Genomic DNA, 16,620 nt, shown 5'->3' on the forward strand with positions numbered 1-16,620 from the left:
GGTCCGGCGGTGCCGCTGAGGGGGGCTCAGACGGCGCCGGGGCGCAGCGGGGAGGTCCCGCGCCCGTGCAGCACCAGGGCGCGGGCGAGGAAGCCCAGGGCCGCGGTGCAGACCAGGGTCCGCACGATGTTGGTGGCCACCCAGGTGTCCTTGAACTTGTCGACGACCGAGAAGTCGGTGATCTTCGCGGGGTCCCCGGCGGCGGCCAGCTCGTTGTTGAGCGGGATGTTGACGCTGAACGTGATGACGAGGGCGACCAGGTAGAGCGCCGCGGCGGCGGCGATCCAGAGCGCGGCGGCCCGGCGGCCCTGGCGGTGTTCCAGGAACACCGCGATGCCCGTGGCGAGCAGCGCGCCGACGAAGACCATGCCGAAGAGCCCGCTGCCGTCGATCAGCGCGTTGAAGTTCTGCATCGCGGTGACGTAGGTGCGGTCGTCGCCCTTGGCCAGACCGGGCATGACGGAGACGTCGAAGGCGAAGAACAGGCCCGCCATGAGACCCATGGTGATGGTCGCGATCATCAGCAGGGGCCCGGCCGCCTTGCTGCGGCGCACCGGGGCGGCCACGGGCGGCGGCGGGTGGGCGACGTAGGGGTGGGGGGTGCCGGGAGGGTAGTGACTCATCGAAGTTCCTTGTCTGACGTCCGCCTCATGGTTCCAGTCAAGTCGAAGGCGCTGAGACGGTACATAGTTGTAAAGCTCAGGTGCATGTCCCTGCGTCCAACCCCGCCCACCGGAAGTCCGGCACGCCGGGAGGCCGTTCAGCGCGGGGCGGTGGCCGGTTCGCGGACCTCGCGCGCGCTCACTCCGAGGTTCTGGTGAATCTCCAGCGTGGCCGTGGACCGGTTCAGGGTGATGTAGTGCAGGCCGGGGGCGCCCTCGGCGAGCAGCCGCTCGGCCATCGCCGTGGCGTGCTCGACCCCGATCCGGTGGCCGTCGGCGGGGCTGTCCCTGGCGGCTTCGAGACGCTGGGCCAGATGGTCGGGGAAGCGGGCGTCGCTGAGTTCGGCGAAGCGGCGGATCTGCCGCACGTCGGTGGCGGGCATGATCTCCGGGATGATCGGGGTGGTGCAGCCGGCGACCGCCAGCCGGTCGCGCAGCCTCAGGTAGTCGTCCACGTCGAAGAACATCTGGGTGATGGCGTAGTCGGCGCCCGCACGGCACTTGGCGACGAAGTGGCGGATGTCGGTGTCCCAGTCGGCGGAGCGCGGGTGGCGCTCGGGGAAGGCGGCCACCCCGACCGTGAAGTCGCCCAGGTCCCTGATGAGGGTGACCAGTTCACTCGCCTGGGCGAAGCCCTCGGGGTGGCGTACCCACTCGGCGCGGGGGTCGCCGGGCGGGTCGCCGCGCAGGGCGAGGACGTCGCGGATGCCGGCGTCCGCGTACTGGCCGATGATGTGGCGCAGTTCGGCGACGGAGTGGCCGACCGCCGTCAGGTGGGCGACCGGGGTGAGGGTGGTCTCGGCGGCGATGCGCTTGGTGACCTCGACCGTGCGGTCGCGCGAGGAGCCGCCCGCGCCGTACGTGACGGAGACGAAGGTGGGGGCGAGCGGTTCGATGCGGCGGATCGCGTTCCAGAGGGTGCGTTCCCCGGCTTCGGTCTTCGGCGGGAAGAACTCGAAGGAGAACGAGCGCCTCTCCCCTGACGGCGCTGACAGCGCGGACAGCAGGGCACGGGGGCCTGTCTTGGGGTACGGCGGACGGTCTGCGGTCTCTGCCGCCATGGCGGAGGTCCTTCCTGAAGTCGTTCGAGGCGCCTGTGAGTTCGCAGAGTAGCCGCCGGGTGGCGCTGCGTTCCGCCGTGGCCGCATGGTGGTCCCCCGTGGTGATCAGCGGCGGGTGGCCGCGCCCGTGGCGGTCAGCGCGCGCCGGTGTGCCCGCGGAGCAGGCACTCCTCCAGGAACGCCACCGCCCGGAGGTGGTAGGCGCGGGCCGCGTGCCCGAGGCTGATGTTGTGGCCGGCTTCGGGCAGCCGCTCCACCGTGACGTGCGGGGCCGCGGTGAGGAGGGCCGTCATCGCGGTGAGGTCCTCCTCGCCGAGCCGCCACCACAGTTCGTGTTCCGCGAACGTCAGGCGTACGGGGATCGTGACGCGGCCGGCCAGGCGCGGGTACTGCGCGGGCCAGGAGGCGGTCTGGGCGGCCTCGTGCCGGGGGACCCGCTGGAGGAGGGAGCGGCTCGCCCGGAACGTACCGGGCGGATAGAGGTGCAGCGGGCCCCAGTTGAGCCGGGACGCGCCGCCGCCGAGGGTGTCGGGGAAGTGGCGGGCCTCGGGATTGTACTGCCAGCCGCAGCCGTTGACGTCCAGGCCGAGGAGCGACCCGCCGGCTTCGGCGGCCGCCATGTGGAAGGCGACCTTGCCGCCGTCGGAGTGGGCGGCGAGGAAGAAGCCGGCCCCGGTGGGGTGGGTGTGGGCGAAGGCGGCGAGCGCGGTGTGCAGGACGACCGCCTGTTCGCCGAGGGAGTGGCCCTCCGGGAGCTGCCGCGCGGACAGCCCGTACCCGGGGCGGTCCAGCGCCAGTACGGTGTGGCCGAGCCGCGCGCCCAGGGTGAGCAGGGAGTTGAGCGGGTCGGTCAGGCCGTTGAAGTACTCGGCGCACATGCCGCGGCCGTGCACGGCGACGATGACGGCGCGTGGCGCGCCGCCGGTGCCGTCGTGGACACCGGCCGGTTCGGCGAGCAGGCCGGACACCTGGACCCCGCCGGCGTCCAGGAGGATCGGCCGGACGGCGGGGACAAGGCTGGGATCGGGTCCGAGAACGGGAACGGGGCCGGGGTCAGGAGCGGCGGCGGGGCCGGAGCCGAGGGCGGGGCCGGGCGGTGGTGTGGTGTCGGCCGGAGCGGTCATGGGTGGTGGTCTCCAGGAGCGGTACGGACGGGGCGGTCAGGGCGTGCGGGAGGGTGGCCGGACCCTGGCACGGTCCAGGTCCTCCAGCCAGCCGGCCGCGCTGTCGGTGCGCAGCAGCGACGTACCGACCAGCAGGCCCGCGAAGCCCGCGTCGAGCAGGCGCGCGGCGGCGACCGGGCTGTCGATGGCGCTGGCGCTCACCGGACACCGGGTACCGGACGCGCGGAGGGCGGGCAGCAGGGCCATGCTCCGGTCCAGGTCTCCGCGATCGCTCTCCTTGACCTTGATGTCCTTGTTGTTGACGGCGACCACGCACTCCTCGGCGTGCGGCAGCCCGTCGAGTTCCGCCTCCTGGGTCACTTCCACGAAGGGGGTGAGGCCCTCGGCGAGACAGCCGGAGATCAGGGTGCGCATGCTGGACCTGGGCAGCAGGGCGGCGGTGAGCAGGACGGCCGACGCGCCCAGCTCCCTGGCGGTCCGCAGCTGGTCCTTGCGGGTGATGAAGTCCTTCTGGAGCAGGGGCAGATCGGTGAGCGCGGCGACATCGCGGAGCAGGGCCGTCGTTCCGCCGAACCAGCGGCCCGTCACCACGGAGATGCAGGGCGCGCCCGCGCGTTCGTACGACTCCACGATCGCGGCCGGGGTGCGTCCGCCGAGCAGGTCGTAGCCGTGCGCGTCACGCCGCTTGACCTCCATGACCAGCGGGCGCTCGGCGGCCAGCAGGGCTTCCAGGAAACGGGCGGTCATCTGGTCTCCTCCAGGAGAGGTACGGTCCGCCAGGCGCGGGCCAGGGCGGTGACGGCCGGCGCCGCGAAGCGTCCGTGGCCGTCGCGTGCCGCGGTGTCGACGTCGACGCCGCGGAACCCGGGGTGGCTCACGACGGCTTCGAGGCCGGGGCGGTGGGCGGGGGTGATGCCCCCGGCGAGCAGGAACGGCCGGGTGAGGCGCGGCAGCAGGTCCAGTACGTCGTCTGCGCGGAGGGACTGTCCCGTGCTGCCGATCCGGCCGTCCTCGGTGGTGGTGTCGAGGAGGAAGAGGTCCGTGCCGGCCCGTTCGTAGGCGCCGATCAGCGGGCGTTCCAGGCAGGCGCCGTCGCGCAGGTGGAGCACCTTGACCAGCACCGCGTCGGGCAGGGCGGAGCGCAGCGCCCTGACCACGGAGGGCGGCTGGTAGGCGTGCAGCTGGAGCCAGCGGAGCCCGGTGCGTCGGGCCACGGCGGCGAGGGCGTCCGGGTCGCCGAGGAAGGTGACGAGGACCGGTTCGAGGCGGCCGGTGGCACGGGCGGCGGAGACCAGGCCGGCCAGCCGGTCCCCGGGCAGGTCCGCATGGCCGCCGGGCACCCCGTGCCAGAGGCCGACGCAGGTGGCCCCGTGGGCGGCGAGCAGGGCGATGTCGGCGGGTTCGGTGGCTCCGCAGACCTTGAGGACGCCGGCCGGCACGCTCATTGGCCGAGGCCCATCATCGAGGCGATGCGGTTGTACTGGATCTCGCTGGTGCCGGAGTAGATGGTGCCGGCCACGGCGTTGCGTACGTCCTTCTCCAGGCCGTACTCGGTCATGTAGCCGTGGCCGCCGAAGAGCTGGACGGCGGTCAGGCTGGTGGCGAGGTTGGATTCGCTGGTGAGGAGTTTGGCGATGGCGAGGTCGGTGGTGACGTTCTCGCCGGCCGCGAGGCGTTCACCGGTGTCGTACAGCCATTTGGCGGCCGTCTCCAGTCGGATCTTCGCGTCCACGATCTTGTTCGCCACGGCCTGGTAGGAGCCGATGGTCTTCCCGAAGGAGCGGCGGGTCCTCGCCTGCTCGACGAGGCGGCCGAGACGGTGCCGCATCTCCCCCACGTTGACGATGAAGGAGTAGAGGATCTCCCGTTTCATCACGTGGTCGAGCACGAGGAACCCTCCGCCGACGCGGCCGAGGACCTGGGTGGCGGGGACGCGGCAGTCGTCGAAGTAGAGCTCGCTGATGGGTGAGGTGCGCAGGCCCATCTTCTTGGTGGGTTTGCCGATGACGAGACCGGGAGTGTCCCGGTCCACGAGGAACGCGGTGACGCCGAGGGCTCCGCCGTCCGGGCGCGTACGCGCGTAGACGACGATGACGTCGGCGACCGGCCCGTTGCTGACGAAGATCTTGCCGCCGTTGAGGACGAAGTGGTCGCCGTCCCGGACGGCCCGGGTGGTCATCGCCATGGCGTCCGAGCCGCTCTCCGCCTCGGTGATCGCGTGGGCGCCGATCGTCTCGCCCGAGCAGATCCGGGTGAGGTACTTGTCCTTCTGGGCCGCCGTGCCGAACTGCTCCACGGGGACGCCTGTGCTGGCCATGGTGGTGGTGACCGAGAAACTCAGCCCCGAGTCGCGGCAGTTCTCGCCCAGGCCTTCGAGCACGTGCATGGTGGTGAGCAGGGACTGTCCAAGGCCGCCCCACTCCTCCCCGAAGGGCAGTCCGAGAATGCCGGTCTCCCGGATCAGCTTCCACTTGTCCCAGGAGAACGTGGCCTGTTCGTCCTGTTCGATGTGGCCGGCGCTGAGGGCCTCGCCCCACCGTGCCAGGCCCTCGCGCAGGTCGGTCTGATCGGCGTTCCAGCGGATCACGGCGAGCCTTTCGATGTACGTACGGACCGTGCGGGTCTGGGGTGGATCAGTAGGCGGAGGAGCTGTGTTCGTCGAGCTGGTGCACCTCGTCGCCCTGGAGGGCCGGGGAGAAGACGCAGACCAGGCGGAGGTCCTCGTGCGGGCTCGCCACGAGGTAGTGGGGATCGTTCTCGTTGAGGGAGTACAGGACGCCCGGTGTGAGCGCGTGGGACGTACCGTCGAGCTCGATCACCTCGCCGGAGCCCTCGATGCAGTAGCAGGTCTCCAGGTGGTTGCGGTACTGGAGGCGGGACTTGGTGCCGGCGCGCACGGTGGTGTCGGTGACGCTGTAGTCGAGGCCGTCCGCGGCCGTGAGGAAGCGACGGCTCAGGCCGTTGCCCCATTCGACGGTCTTGACGTTCTCCAGGTCACGGATAATCATGTTCAACTCCCTGTTCTCTCTGGTGTGTTGGTTGGGATGGGAGAGACGGACCCGACGAAGTCGCGGAAGGCCCGGACGATGTCGTCGCCCTGGTCGAGTGCCTGCTCGACCGTGGCGACGCCGGCGGAACCGATGATCACGCCATCGGCGCCGCAGGCTCGTACGGCTTCCACGTCCTGTCTGGTCCTGACCCCGAAGCCGACGGCTATCGGGGACGTCGTGTGCGCCCGGAGAGCGGTGACCGTGCCGGCCAGGTCCGCGTGGCCGGTGGCCGGCGCGGTGCCGCTGCGTCCGTAGTGGGCGACGAGATAGAGGTAGGCGGTGGCGTCGGCCGCCGCCTCCGCCCGGGTGGCGGGCGGGCTCTGCTGGTAGCAGGTGGTGACGACGGGCAGCCCCGCCTCGCGGGCGGCGGCCAGGTGGGCGGCGCGCAGCCGGGGCGGCAGCGCGTGGACGAGCAGGCCGTCCGCGCCCGAGTCGGCGATGGTACGGGTGGTGGCCGCGAGGTCCCGGTGCTTGAGCGAGTGGCTCCAGTCGGCGAGCAGCGCGATCCGCAAGGTGCGCAGTCCCGGGCGGACGGCGGCGACGAACTCCAGAACCTCGTCCAGGCCCACGCCGAGGGCGAGCGCGCGGCTCGCCGACCGGCGGATGACGGGCCCGTCGGTGACCGAGTCCGGGAAGGGGACGGCCAGTTCGAGGCAGTCGACACCCTCGTCGTCCAGCATCCGCACGAGATCGGCGAGGACGTCGAGGGGCGGGTCCCCGGCGTTGAGGAACAGCGCGAGGCCGGGTCCCTCGCCGCCCGTCCTGGCGCGGGTGAAGAAGTCAGACATGGGCCGCTCCGCCCGCACGGACCAATGGCCGCGCCTGGTCGGCACGGACGCGCTCGGCCAGGGCGCGGGCCGCTCCGCCCCGTACCGCTTCCTCCGCCGCCGCGACGGCCCGGCTCCAGTCGGTGAGGTGGCCGCTCGCGACGGCCAGGGCCGCGGCGTTGAGGCAGACCGTGCGGGTGGCCACCTCACCGGCGGTGCCGCCGAGGACGGACAGGAAGTGGTCCGGCGCCGAGGCGGGGTCGGCGGCCGGGCCGAGGTCGTCGAACCCGCCCTCGGAGGAGACCAGTTCACCGGCCTTGACGGTGAACTCGCCCCCGGCGTCGCCGTTGGTGTGGATGGTGTTGTCGGCGAAGCCGAGCAGTTCGTCGGCTCCCCGGTCGTTGCTGGTCAGCCACAGGGTGCGATCGGTGACGGTCCCCGCGAGGGCGCGGAGTCCGGTGAGCGGCGCACTCGCGGAGACCCCGGTGACCTGGGCGGTGACGGGCAGGTCGGCGAGGAAGGGACCCAGGGCGTTCAGGAAGCGGCCGAAGGGCTTCATGCTCAGCGGCGCGACGGTCCTGGCGAGCCGGGTCAGCTGCGCGGGGTAGACGAACGGCCCCGCGAAGGCGATGCCGTACCGCTCCAGCGTCCCTTCGGTCTGCTCGTACGACGACGTCAGCCGGATCCCGAGGCGTTCCAGCAGGTCGACGGAGCCGAGGCTGCTGGAGTAGGCACGTGAGCCGGTCTTGACGACCCGTACGCCCGCCGCGGCGGCGACGAACGCCGACGCGGTCGAGATGTTGAAGGTCCTGGGGCCGCCGCCGGTGCCCACCACGTTGACCGTGCCGGGCCAGCGGTCCGCCGGCCGGGCGGGCCGCCGTTCCGCGAGCGAGTCCAGCAGGTGGCGCAGGGTCTCGTGGTCGGGGAGCCGGGTGGCCAGGGAGGTCAGCAGGGCCACGGCCTGTGCCCGGTCGAGGCTGCCGTCGCCGAGCTGGTCCCAGAACGACCGCCAGGTCTCGCGCCCGACGGGCGCGCGCTGTTCGAGCAGTCCGAGGATCGCGAGGTGCATGTCAGCTTCCTGCGACCTCTGGCCGGCGCGAGCCCGAGACGAAGGCGTCGATCGCGGCGACACTGCGGAAGTTGTCCGGGTCGAGGTCCTCGTCGCCGATGGCGACCTCGAACCGGTCCTCGACCCAGGCGATCAGCTTCAGCACACCGAGGCTGTCGATGACACCGTCGGAGAGCAGGTCGTGGTCGTCGGCCAGCTCCTCGGCGCTGACGTCGGGCAGGAACTCCTCGATGACGAACTGCTTGATGGTGCCGACGTGGCTCATGACGTTCTTCCTTTCGCTGATGACAGAGGGTGGAGCCGGTCGAGCGCCCTGCGGTCGACCTTCCCGGTGGCGGTCTTGGGCAGCGGCTCGTCGACGATCCGCAGCTGGGCGGGGACGGCGGCCCTGGGCAGGCCCTGGGCGCAGTGCTTGCGCAGTTCGAGGCTGCTCACCCCGCTGCCGGGCGCGCGGTGGACCGCGGCGATCAGGACGCGGCCCTCGATGGGGTCGGGCACGGCGGCCACACCCGCTTCGAGCACGGAGGGGTGGTCGAGCAGGACCCGTTCCACCTCGGCGGTGTTGACGGCCACGCCCCGGACCTTGACCTGGTGGTCGCCGCGTCCCGTGAGGTGGAGCCGTCCCTCGGTGTCGCGCCGTACGAGGTCGCCGGTACGGAACCAGGGGCGGTCGTCGAGCCCGAGGGGGTGACCGGTGAACACTCCGGTGTGCCGGGTCCGGTCGAGGTAGCCCGCCGACTGGAAGGGTGTCGACACGTACAGCTCGCCGGAGCCCGGTCCGGTGACGGGCCGGCCGTCCTGGTCCAGGACCAGGGCCTCGACGCCGGGGAGCGGGACGCCGATCGGCACGGGTGTGCCGGTGGTGGCGTCCACCTCGTGGACGAAGCTGTCGTTGGTCTCGGTGCAGCCGTAGATGTTGTGGATCCGCGCCGAGGGGAAGAGCTTGGGCAGCCCGCCCAGGGTGCGGTCGGGGATGACGTCGCCGGTGAACATCGCGTGCCGGACGCCGGGCAGGGTCACCCCGCGCCGCTCGGCCGCGTCGAGCAGCAGGCCGTAGAACATCGGCACCGCCTGGACGACCTCGACGTCGTGGCGCACGAGCAGGTCGAGGAGGTGTCCGCCGCGGGCGGCGAGGGCGGGGTCGACCAGGACGACCCGGCCGCCGTGGGCGAGCGTGGTCCACACATCGAGCAGGCAGAGGTCGAAGTTGAGCGGGGCGTAGTTGAGGACGGTCGTGCCCGGGGTGATCGAGAAGGCGGGTCCCGCCCAGGCGGCGAAGCGGTTCACGGCGTCCCGGCCCAGCGGGACGATCTTGGGCAGGCTGGTGGAGCCCGAGGTGGTGAGCATGAACGACACCTCGGCGGCCTCGCGGGGCGAGAGCGGCTGCGGGGTGACCTCGGGGTTGGGCACCACGCCCGGGTCCTCGGCCCCGGGGGCGATCACCCGGCGGCAGCCCGCCTGGGCGAACAGGTCCGCGAGCAGGGCGGGGGCGAGGGCCGGGGACGGCAGGAGGAAGGGGCGCCGGGCGAGCAGGCACGCCAGGACGAGGGCGACGGCCGCGGGTGACTTGGTGCCGAGGACGCCGACGGGCTCGCCGGGGGTGAGCCCGATCCGGTCCAGCCGTTCGCGCTGCTGTCCCGCCTGCTCGTACAGCTCGCGGTACGAGGTCTCCTCGCCGTTCCAGACGAGCGCGGGCGCGTCGGGGCGCTCGCGGACCTGGAGGAGGAATCCGCCGACGAGGCCGCCGGGGCCGGGGCTGTCAGTGCTCATGGCTGCCTCCGGTGGGTACGGCCCCGGACCCGGCGCCGGGATCGGCGAGCTGGACCCAGCCGCTCTTCACCGCGGGCCCCGCCGGGGTCCTGCCGGTGAAGCGCACCACCAGGCCGGCCGCGTCCGGCTGGAGTTCGAGGCGCAGCTCCTCGCCGGGCGCCACGGGCGACGAGAAGCGGGCGCCGATGCCCCGTACGCGCGAGGGGTCGCCATCGGCGTACCGGTCGGTGATCTCCTCGACAGCCAGGGCCACCACGCTCATGCCGTGCGCGATGACGGAGCCGAAGCCGGCGGCGCGGGCCGCTTCCCGGTCGAGGTGGATGGGGTTGAGGTCGCCCGAGGCGTGGGCGTACCGGCCGATCCATTCCTCGGTCAACTCGTGCGTCGCGAGGGCGGGTTCACCGGATCCGGCGGGCTTCGGGGCGGGGGCGCCCGCCGAGATGTCACCGAAGGGGTCCAGTGCGGTGGCGCCGACGAGCAGGGCGCTGGTGAGCAGCTCCGCGAAGGGCTCCGCTCCCCCGTCCGCGTCGCCGGTGAGCAGCGAGCGCAGGGCGACCCGGGTGCCGCGTGGCTCGCGGCGGGCGCCGAGCACGTCGAGCCGTACGGTCACCCGCTCACCGGCGGCGACGAGCCTGCGGCAGCGGATGTCCTGGCCGAGGTGGACGACGGACACGGGTCCCGTCTCGGCGGCGGTCAGCGCGGCGACCGTCTGCTCGGCGACGGTGTGGGCGAGGACAAACGCGTGCACGGGCGAGGCGGGTCCGGCGGCCGGGTGGCCGGTTCCGGCCGCCGGGAGCGCGGACCGTACGGCGTCCCGGTAGGCGGCGAGCTGCGCCGCGGTGACGGTGGAGGCCGCCGCGGGGGCGAGGGCCTGGGCCACGGTTGTCTCCTCGATCGGTGTGGTGGTCATACCGGCGACACCACCAGGGTGGAGTTGTGGCCGCCGAAGCCGAAGGAGTTCGACAGCGCGGGACCGGACGCCACGGGGCGCGGAGCGCCGTGGACCACGTCGATTTCCATGCCTGGCTCCAGTTGTTCGTGGTTGGCGGTGGGCGGGACCTCGCACCGGCGCATCGCCTCGACGGTGGCGATCAGTTCGACGGCTCCGGCGGCTCCGATGAGGTGGCCGATGACACTCTTGGTCGCGGTCACCGGCGGCCCGTCGGCGCCGAACACCTTGGTGAGGGCGGCCGCTTCGGCCCGGTCGTTGTGCGGGGTGGAGGTGCCGTGGGCGTTGATGTGGACGATGTCGGAGGGGATCAGGCCGGCGTCGGCGATCGCCCCGGTCATCGCGTCGATGGCGGCGGAGCCGTCGGGCAGGGGCATGGCGAGGTGGTAGGCGTCCGAGGTGGCCGCGTACCCGGCGACGGTGGCGTACGTTTGCGCTCCCCGCGCCCGTGCGTCGTCCAGGCGTTCCAGGACGACGAACCCGGCGCCCTCCCCCATCACGAACCCGTCGCGGTCGGTGTCGAACGGCCGGGACGCGTGCTCCGGGTCGTCGTTGCGCATCGAGACGGCGTTGAGGTTGCCGAACCCGGCGAGGGTGACGGGGGTGAGGGTGGATTCGCAGCCCCCCGCGATGACGACGTCCGCCCGGTGGGTCTGGAGGAGCATCAGCGCGTGGCCGACGGCGTCGGCGCCGCTGGCGCAGGTGGTGGCGATGGTGAGGGCGGGGCCCTGCCAGCCGAGCCGGATCGCGATCTGCGCGGCGGCGGCGTTGGGCATCGTCATCAGCGGCATGAGCGGGTTGACCCGGTGGGGGCCCGACTCGGTGAAGAGCCGGGACTGCTCGTCGCTGGTGGCCCGGCCGCCGACGGCGTTGCCGACGACGATGGCGGTACGGCCGGGGTCCGCGGTGGGCGCCCCGGCGTCGCGGTGGGCGGCGAGCGCGGCGGTCGTCCCGTACAGCGCGAACGGGTCCATCCGCCGGGCGTCCTTGTCGGGGACCAGTCCGACGGCGTCGAGGCCGCGGACCCGGCAGCCGATCCTGACCCGGTGCCGGGACAGGTCGAGGTGGGTGAGCGCGGCGGCGGTCGAGCGGCCGGCGCGGAGGGTGTCCCACAGGTCGTCGGGGGTGCTGCCGCCCGGAGTGACGACGCCCATGCCGGTGATCGCGACAGGCGCTGTGAGCGGTGCGTGCCTCGGTGAGGTTGGCATCTCGGATCCCGTATCCCGTGCGAGCGGCGGACGGCCGTCCGGCCGTTGAGGTGGTGGCGGTGGTGGCGGTCGGCGCGCGTGCCGACCGGTTCTACGAGTCGGTGGCACGCGCGCGTCGGCCGTCGGTGTCGACCCGGCTCCGAGGCCCGGTTCAGGAACGTCCTGACGGTGGGTCAGAAGTGGTCGGAGCACGGCTCAGGCGGGGATCAGACCGCACTCCGCCGCGGCCTTGAGGAAGGCCTCCGCGGCGAAGTCGAGGTCCGCCTTGGTGTGCCGGGCGGTGATGGCGATCCGCAGCCGCGCCAGGTCGTTGGGGACCGCGGGGGTGACCACCGGCAGCCCGATCACGCCGGCCGCGCGGCACGCGGTCGCGTAGTCGTAGGCCGCCTCGTCGGAGCCCGCGATGACCGGCACCACGGCCGTCTCGCTGTCGCCCGTCCGCATCCCCCCGTCGTTCAGGGTGCGGCGGAAGCGCGCGGACTCCTCCTGGATGTGGGTGACCCGCTCGGGCTCCTGCTGGAGGATGCGCAGCGACTCCAGCGCGGCGCCGGTCTGGGCCGGGCCGAGGGCGGCGGAGAAGAGGAACGGCCGCGCCGCGTACTTCAGATGGCCGATCAGCTCCTCGGGCCCCGCGACCCAGCCCCCCATGGAGGGGATGGCCTTGGACAGCGTGCCCAGCTTGACGTCGACCTTCGCCGTGTACCCGAAGTGCTCCTCGATGCCCTTGCCGGTGGCGCCGATGACACCGAGCGCGTGGGCCTCGTCCACCATCAGCAGCGCGTCGTGCGCGTCGCAGACGCGGCGCAGCTCGGGCAGCGGGGCGATGTCGCCGTCCATCGAGTACACACTGTCGACGATGACCAGGCGGATGCCGTCGGGGCCCGCCGCGGCGAGCCGCCGGTCAAGATGGTCCACGTCGTTGTGGCGGAAGCGGGTGACGGTGGCGCCGCTGAGGCGGCAGCCGTCGACGATGCTGGCGTGGTCGTACTTGTCGATCAGTACGGTGTCCCCCGCGCCGACCAGGGCGCCGACCGTGCCGACGTTGGCCGCGTAGCCGGAGCCGAAGACCAGGGCCCGGTCGCGGCCGGCGAACTGGGCGACCTCCGCCTCCAGTTCCTCGTGCAGCGGGATCGACCCGGCCAGTGCCCGTACCCCGTGGTTGCCGGTGCCGTACAGCTCGACGGCGGCCTGGGCGGCGCGGACCACACGCTCGTCACCGGCCAGACCGAGGTAGCTGTAGCCCGACATCATCAGGAGGCGGCGGCCGTCGAGGTCGGCGTACGCGGAGTCCCGCTCGACCGTGTACGTGACGAAGCTGTTGCGGCGGGCGGGCTCCCATTCGAGCGACTGCACGCGACGGCGTGTCGCGTCCAGTTTCGGCGCGAGCCGTTCCCAGCCTCCGGATGCGTTCACGGACGTCTCCTCATCCACGTTTCGGACAATTACCGGAGTCCTCTCAACCCTGGACCCGAAGTGCGACGCAATTCAACGACAGCCGCGCAAGGCGGGCGCAACACGGCTGTGAGATGGGGGAATTGGGACAGCGCAACAAGAACGCGACAGCGAACGGCAATCGGAACTCAAGGCTCCAGCCATTCAAGTGGATTGTTCTCCGGCCACTGTTGACACACCGAGAAGGGTGGCCGGTATCGTCCAATTCTTGTGCGGGGGGCATACCCGAGACGTGTCCCGCTTTCCTCCACAAGGACAAGCGTGACGCCCCCTGGCGCGTTCTCGACCCACCGTCGCCGGCCGCAGCCGGCGCCGGAACTCCCGGCCACCGGCCGACCGCTCAGGGAGTACAGCTTGCTCATCAGACTCGCTGGTCTCGTCACCATCGAACCCGACGGGACTGCCCCACAGCACCTGTCCAGCGCACAGGCCCAGATCGCTTTCGCCCGGCTCGTCCTCGAACGCTCCGGGGGCACCAGCCGCGACCAGCTCGCCGACACCGTATGGCCGGACGGCCTCCCCGACACCTGGGCGTCCGCGCTCCGCAGCGTGGTCAGCCGCGTCCGTACGTTCGTCACATCCCCGACGCAGCATCCGGGCATCACCCCGCTCGTCGCCCAGGGCGGCCGCTATCTGCTGTACCTGCCCAAGGAGGCACTGGTCGACGTCGAGTGCGCGGAGGAGGCGGCGACCGAGGCGGCCGAGGCGTACGCGACCGGGTCGTACGGTGTCGCGCAGAAGCTCGCGGCCGCCGCTGTGTCACATCTACGCGGGTCATTTCTTCCGGCCCACGAGGGCGAGTGGGTCAACAGCACCCGCGAACGCCTCGATGAGCTGCGGTTGTCCGCGCTGGAGACGGCGAGCCTCGCCTCGTCGGCTCTCGGCGACGAGCACCACGCGCTGCGGTACGCCGAGGAGGCCGTACGGCGCGCTCCGTTCAGGGAGAGCGCGTACCGGTGCCGGATGGCCGCGCACCGGACGGCGGGCAACCGGGCCGAGGCGCTGCGCACATACCAGCAGTTGCGCGAGGTCCTCGCCGAGGAGCTGGGCATCGACCCGGCGCCCGAGAGCGAGGCCGCGTACCTGGAGCTGCTGTGTACGCCCGGCACGCGGCGGCGCCCGGAGCCCCGGGCGGTCACCCAGCTGGACCCTGTCCTGATGGGCATGTTCGAGGCTCCGTACCCGCGGCCGGCCGCACCCCGCCGGCGTGTGGCCTAGGCCTGTCGACGGGGGACACGGGAAGGACATGAGAAAGAGGCGGCCCGGAGGATTCCGGACCGCCTCTCTTCGTGCGCCACGGCGTCAGGTGATGGAGACGCCGCTGTCGATGCTGATGACCTGGCCCGTCATGCAGTCCTGGTCCAGGAAGAGCGCCGCACTGCGCGCCACCTCCTCGACCGTGACAAAACGCGGGATGGGGGCCTTGTCCTCCATCCCCTCGATGACCCGGTCGGACAGGTTCTTCGTCATACCGGTGATCATGAAGCCGGGCGACAGGGCGTTGACGGTCACCCCGCGCCGGCCGCACTCGGCGGCCAGGGTCCGGGTGAAGCCGATGAGCCCCGCCTTGGACGCGGAGTACGCCGTCTGCCCCGCCGTCGCGATCAGGCCGGAGGGCGAGACCACGTTGATGATCCGTCCCCACCGCTGCCTGAGCATGTACGGCACGGCCACCCTGGTCGTGTGGAACGAGCCGACCAGGTTGGTCTGGATCACCTGCGCCCAGTCCGCCGGCGACTGCATCGCCATCAGCGAGTCCTTGCGGATCGCGCCGTTGTTGACCAGCACGTCGACGGGTCCGAGGCGCTCGCTGATCTCCGCGTACAGGGCGGTGACGGCCTCCCAGGAGCCCACGTCCCCGGTCACCACGACCGAGTCGTTGGTCAGCTTGTCCTGGACGGCCCTGGCCTGTGCCTCCGCGCTGTTGTAGTGCACGGCGACCCGGCAGCCGAGGGCGTCCAGTTCGAGTGCCAGCGCCTGGCCGAGACCGCCGGACGCCCCCGTGACGAGGGCGACCGGCTGCTCCGGGCGGCTGCCCGGTGTGTTGTTACGGCTCATTTCTCCCCGCCCCACTCCAGGAGCATCGATCCCCAGGTCATGCCGGCACCGAAGCCCGCGAGCAGGACCTGGTCGCCGTTCTGGATCCGGCCGTCGTCGAGCGCCTCGGTGAGGGCGATCGGGATGGACGCGGACGCGGTGTTGCCGTACCGCTCCAGGTTGGTGACCAGGGCCTCCTTGCGGAGTCCTGTGTGGCTGAGGATCGAGTTGATGATCCGGATGTTGGCCTGGTGCGGGATGATGTGGTCGACGTCGGCGGCGTCGACCTTGGCGCTCTCCAGCGTCTCCCGGACCGTACGGACCGTGTAGCGCACGGCGTTGAGGTAGATCTCGTTGCCGTTGATCTGGGCGTAGTGCAGCCCCGCGCGCACGGTCTCCTCGGTGGTGGGCATCCTGCTGCCGCCCGCCAGTACCTTGAGGCTGCCGGCGCACGAGCCGTCGGCGCCCAGGTTCCACGCCTTGACCCGGTTCTCGGGTCCCGGCGTCAGGACGACGGCGCCCGCGCCGTCGCCCACGAGGATCGACAGGTCCCGGTCGTCGGGATTGGCCGTCAGGGTGTGGGTGTCGGAGCCGATCAGCAGGATGGGCCGGGGGTCGATGGCGATGAGCGCCATCGCCGACACCAGTCCGTAGACGAAGCCCGCGCACTCCGAGTTGACGTCGTGCGCGCTGCCCGCGATGCCGAGGTCGTGGTGGACGAACGCGGACGTGGCCGGTGAGGGCTGTTCCGGGGTGGCGGTGGCGACGATCAGATGGGCGATGTCGGCACCGGTCAGCCCGGCCTTCTCCAGCGCGCGCCGGCCGGCCTCGACCGCCAGTGAGGCTGTCGTCTGGCCGGGACCCACGGCCCGGCGCTCCTGGATACCGCACCGGCTGACGATCCAGTTCTCGTCCACACCGAAGCGCTCCGCGAGCTCCGCGCTGGTGACCTTGCGCTCGGGTACGGACATGCCCCACCCAGTGATGTCAAAGCCGTTCACGGGGCGCTCTCGCTACGCCTGCGCCGGCTGCGGCACGAGCGCGAGGATCCGCTCGTACACATGGCGCAGCGTCGTGGTGTCATCGAGGTCCGCGAACAGCGACTCGTCGGCGGGGATGTGCGGGTACTGGTTCTGGAACCCGTACAGCCACTCCATCAGGTCCAGCGAGTCGACGTCCGCGATGTGCTGGAGCGGTGCATCGGGGCTGACCTCCTGGGCGCCCGACACGGCCTCGAGCTGGCTCGCCAGTTCTTCGATGGTGGGCAGCGTCATGAGCTTCGGTCCTCTCTCGCGGTGCATCCGGTTTCGAGAGGCATGCAAGCGCGGGCCGCGCAACCGGCGCGCAACACCGGTGCCGTACGGCCGTGTTGCGCGTCTGTTGCGAGCGAACCGCTTTCCTCGTGACCGGATCGCAGGACCGGATCGCCCGGCGGGATCGGCGGTCGGACCGGCCGCCGCACCGGTGGTCG

General features: G+C 72.0%; 18 protein-coding genes. 1 reads left to right on the forward strand and 17 read right to left on the reverse strand.

The genetic code is table 11. The annotated features are described in order from the left end of the window. Positions 1-26: 26 nt before the first annotated feature. From OG349_RS01280 to OG349_RS01345, 14 genes are all read right to left on the reverse strand, one after another. Positions 27-623, reverse strand: coding sequence for an anthrone oxygenase family protein (locus tag OG349_RS01280; protein WP_327232773.1), 597 nt, complete (start codon positions 621-623; stop codon positions 27-29). A 137-nt stretch (positions 624-760) separates the two neighbouring features. Then, entirely contained in the window at positions 761-1,723 is a 963-nt protein-coding gene (gene metF, locus OG349_RS01285; RefSeq protein ID WP_327232774.1) for a methylenetetrahydrofolate reductase [NAD(P)H], read from the reverse strand. 134 nt (positions 1,724-1,857) lie between these two features. Then, a complete protein-coding gene (locus OG349_RS01290; RefSeq protein ID WP_327232775.1) occupies positions 1,858-2,847 on the reverse strand; it encodes an alpha/beta hydrolase in 990 nt (329 codons plus the stop codon). 36 nt (positions 2,848-2,883) lie between these two features. Next, positions 2,884-3,594, reverse strand: a complete 711-nt coding sequence (locus OG349_RS01295; protein WP_327232776.1) for an indole-3-glycerol-phosphate synthase — start codon at positions 3,592-3,594, stop codon at positions 2,884-2,886. Then, a complete protein-coding gene (locus OG349_RS01300) occupies positions 3,591-4,292 on the reverse strand; it encodes a phosphoribosylanthranilate isomerase (protein WP_327232777.1) in 702 nt (233 codons plus the stop codon). The genes OG349_RS01295 and OG349_RS01300 overlap by 4 nt, the downstream gene beginning before the upstream one ends. Beyond that, positions 4,289-5,434 (reverse strand): acyl-CoA dehydrogenase family protein, encoded by a 1,146-nt coding sequence (locus OG349_RS01305; protein WP_327232778.1) that lies wholly within the window; start codon positions 5,432-5,434, stop codon positions 4,289-4,291. The genes OG349_RS01300 and OG349_RS01305 overlap by 4 nt, the downstream gene beginning before the upstream one ends. A gap of 46 nt (positions 5,435-5,480) precedes the next feature. Further along, a complete protein-coding gene (locus tag OG349_RS01310) occupies positions 5,481-5,855 on the reverse strand; it encodes an ectoine synthase (protein WP_161312365.1) in 375 nt (124 codons plus the stop codon). 2 nt (positions 5,856-5,857) lie between these two features. Continuing rightward, positions 5,858-6,685: a tryptophan synthase subunit alpha gene (gene trpA, locus OG349_RS01315; RefSeq protein WP_327232779.1), complete on the reverse strand. Its 828-nt coding sequence runs from the start codon at positions 6,683-6,685 to the stop codon at positions 5,858-5,860. Further along, a complete protein-coding gene (locus OG349_RS01320; protein WP_327232780.1) occupies positions 6,678-7,733 on the reverse strand; it encodes a hypothetical protein in 1,056 nt (351 codons plus the stop codon). Before OG349_RS01320 ends, trpA begins: the two co-directional genes overlap by 8 nt. Before the next feature lies 1 nt (position 7,734). After that, positions 7,735-7,998, reverse strand: a complete 264-nt coding sequence (locus OG349_RS01325; protein WP_327232781.1) for an acyl carrier protein — start codon at positions 7,996-7,998, stop codon at positions 7,735-7,737. Next, complete coding sequence (locus OG349_RS01330) at positions 7,995-9,503, reverse strand: AMP-binding protein (protein ID WP_327232782.1); 1,509 nt, start codon at positions 9,501-9,503, stop codon at positions 7,995-7,997. Before OG349_RS01330 ends, OG349_RS01325 begins: the two co-directional genes overlap by 4 nt. After that, the gene (locus OG349_RS01335; RefSeq protein ID WP_327232783.1) at positions 9,493-10,413 is read right to left on the reverse strand and encodes a MaoC family dehydratase; all 921 of its coding nucleotides are present in this window, start codon (positions 10,411-10,413) and stop codon (positions 9,493-9,495) included. Before OG349_RS01335 ends, OG349_RS01330 begins: the two co-directional genes overlap by 11 nt. Then, complete coding sequence (locus OG349_RS01340; protein WP_327232784.1) at positions 10,410-11,660, reverse strand: beta-ketoacyl-[acyl-carrier-protein] synthase family protein; 1,251 nt, start codon at positions 11,658-11,660, stop codon at positions 10,410-10,412. Before OG349_RS01340 ends, OG349_RS01335 begins: the two co-directional genes overlap by 4 nt. Positions 11,661-11,855: 195 nt before the next feature. Continuing rightward, the gene (locus OG349_RS01345) at positions 11,856-13,073 is read right to left on the reverse strand and encodes an aminotransferase class I/II-fold pyridoxal phosphate-dependent enzyme (RefSeq protein ID WP_327232785.1); all 1,218 of its coding nucleotides are present in this window, start codon (positions 13,071-13,073) and stop codon (positions 11,856-11,858) included. Between the two features lie 393 nt (positions 13,074-13,466). Between OG349_RS01345 and OG349_RS01350 the strand changes: the two genes are divergently transcribed. Continuing rightward, complete coding sequence (locus tag OG349_RS01350) at positions 13,467-14,330, forward strand: AfsR/SARP family transcriptional regulator (RefSeq protein ID WP_327232786.1); 864 nt, start codon at positions 13,467-13,469, stop codon at positions 14,328-14,330. 84 nt (positions 14,331-14,414) lie between these two features. Here the strand turns inward: OG349_RS01350 and OG349_RS01355 are convergent, their stop codons facing one another. The 3 genes from OG349_RS01355 to OG349_RS01365 are packed head-to-tail and all read right to left on the reverse strand — an operon-like array spanning position 14,415 to position 16,423. After that, on the reverse strand, positions 14,415-15,170 hold the full coding sequence (locus tag OG349_RS01355) for an SDR family NAD(P)-dependent oxidoreductase (protein ID WP_327232787.1): 756 nt from the start codon (positions 15,168-15,170) through the stop codon (positions 14,415-14,417). Further along, positions 15,167-16,150, reverse strand: coding sequence for a 3-oxoacyl-ACP synthase III family protein (locus tag OG349_RS01360; protein WP_161308101.1), 984 nt, complete (start codon positions 16,148-16,150; stop codon positions 15,167-15,169). The genes OG349_RS01355 and OG349_RS01360 overlap by 4 nt, the downstream gene beginning before the upstream one ends. Positions 16,151-16,162: 12 nt before the next feature. Continuing rightward, a complete protein-coding gene (locus OG349_RS01365) occupies positions 16,163-16,423 on the reverse strand; it encodes a hypothetical protein (protein ID WP_161308102.1) in 261 nt (86 codons plus the stop codon). Positions 16,424-16,620: the final 197 nt, after the last annotated feature.

The organism is Streptomyces sp. NBC_01317, assembly GCF_035961655.1.
GTDB lineage: Bacteria > Actinomycetota > Actinomycetes > Streptomycetales > Streptomycetaceae > Streptomyces.

Bases quoted from the DNA above. Each gene is read 5' to 3' on its own strand.
- OG349_RS01365 (WP_161308102.1), bottom strand. From the start codon at position 16,423: ATGACGCTGCCCACCATCGAAGAACTGGCGAGCCAGCTCGAGGCCGTG.
- OG349_RS01335 (WP_327232783.1), bottom strand. From the start codon at position 10,413: ATGACCACCACACCGATCGAGGAGACAACCGTGGCCCAGGCCCTCGCC.
- OG349_RS01280 (WP_327232773.1), bottom strand. From the start codon at position 623: ATGAGTCACTACCCTCCCGGCACCCCCCACCCCTACGTCGCCCACCCG.
- trpA (WP_327232779.1), bottom strand. From the start codon at position 6,685: ATGTCTGACTTCTTCACCCGCGCCAGGACGGGCGGCGAGGGACCCGGC.
- OG349_RS01320 (WP_327232780.1), bottom strand. From the start codon at position 7,733: ATGCACCTCGCGATCCTCGGACTGCTCGAACAGCGCGCGCCCGTCGGG.
- OG349_RS01290 (WP_327232775.1), bottom strand. From the start codon at position 2,847: ATGACCGCTCCGGCCGACACCACACCACCGCCCGGCCCCGCCCTCGGC.
- metF (WP_327232774.1), bottom strand. From the start codon at position 1,723: ATGGCGGCAGAGACCGCAGACCGTCCGCCGTACCCCAAGACAGGCCCC.
- OG349_RS01330 (WP_327232782.1), bottom strand. From the start codon at position 9,503: ATGAGCACTGACAGCCCCGGCCCCGGCGGCCTCGTCGGCGGATTCCTC.
- OG349_RS01295 (WP_327232776.1), bottom strand. From the start codon at position 3,594: ATGACCGCCCGTTTCCTGGAAGCCCTGCTGGCCGCCGAGCGCCCGCTG.
- OG349_RS01355 (WP_327232787.1), bottom strand. From the start codon at position 15,170: ATGAGCCGTAACAACACACCGGGCAGCCGCCCGGAGCAGCCGGTCGCC.
- OG349_RS01325 (WP_327232781.1), bottom strand. From the start codon at position 7,998: ATGAGCCACGTCGGCACCATCAAGCAGTTCGTCATCGAGGAGTTCCTG.
- OG349_RS01300 (WP_327232777.1), bottom strand. From the start codon at position 4,292: ATGAGCGTGCCGGCCGGCGTCCTCAAGGTCTGCGGAGCCACCGAACCC.
- OG349_RS01310 (WP_161312365.1), bottom strand. From the start codon at position 5,855: ATGATTATCCGTGACCTGGAGAACGTCAAGACCGTCGAATGGGGCAAC.
- OG349_RS01340 (WP_327232784.1), bottom strand. From the start codon at position 11,660: ATGCCAACCTCACCGAGGCACGCACCGCTCACAGCGCCTGTCGCGATC.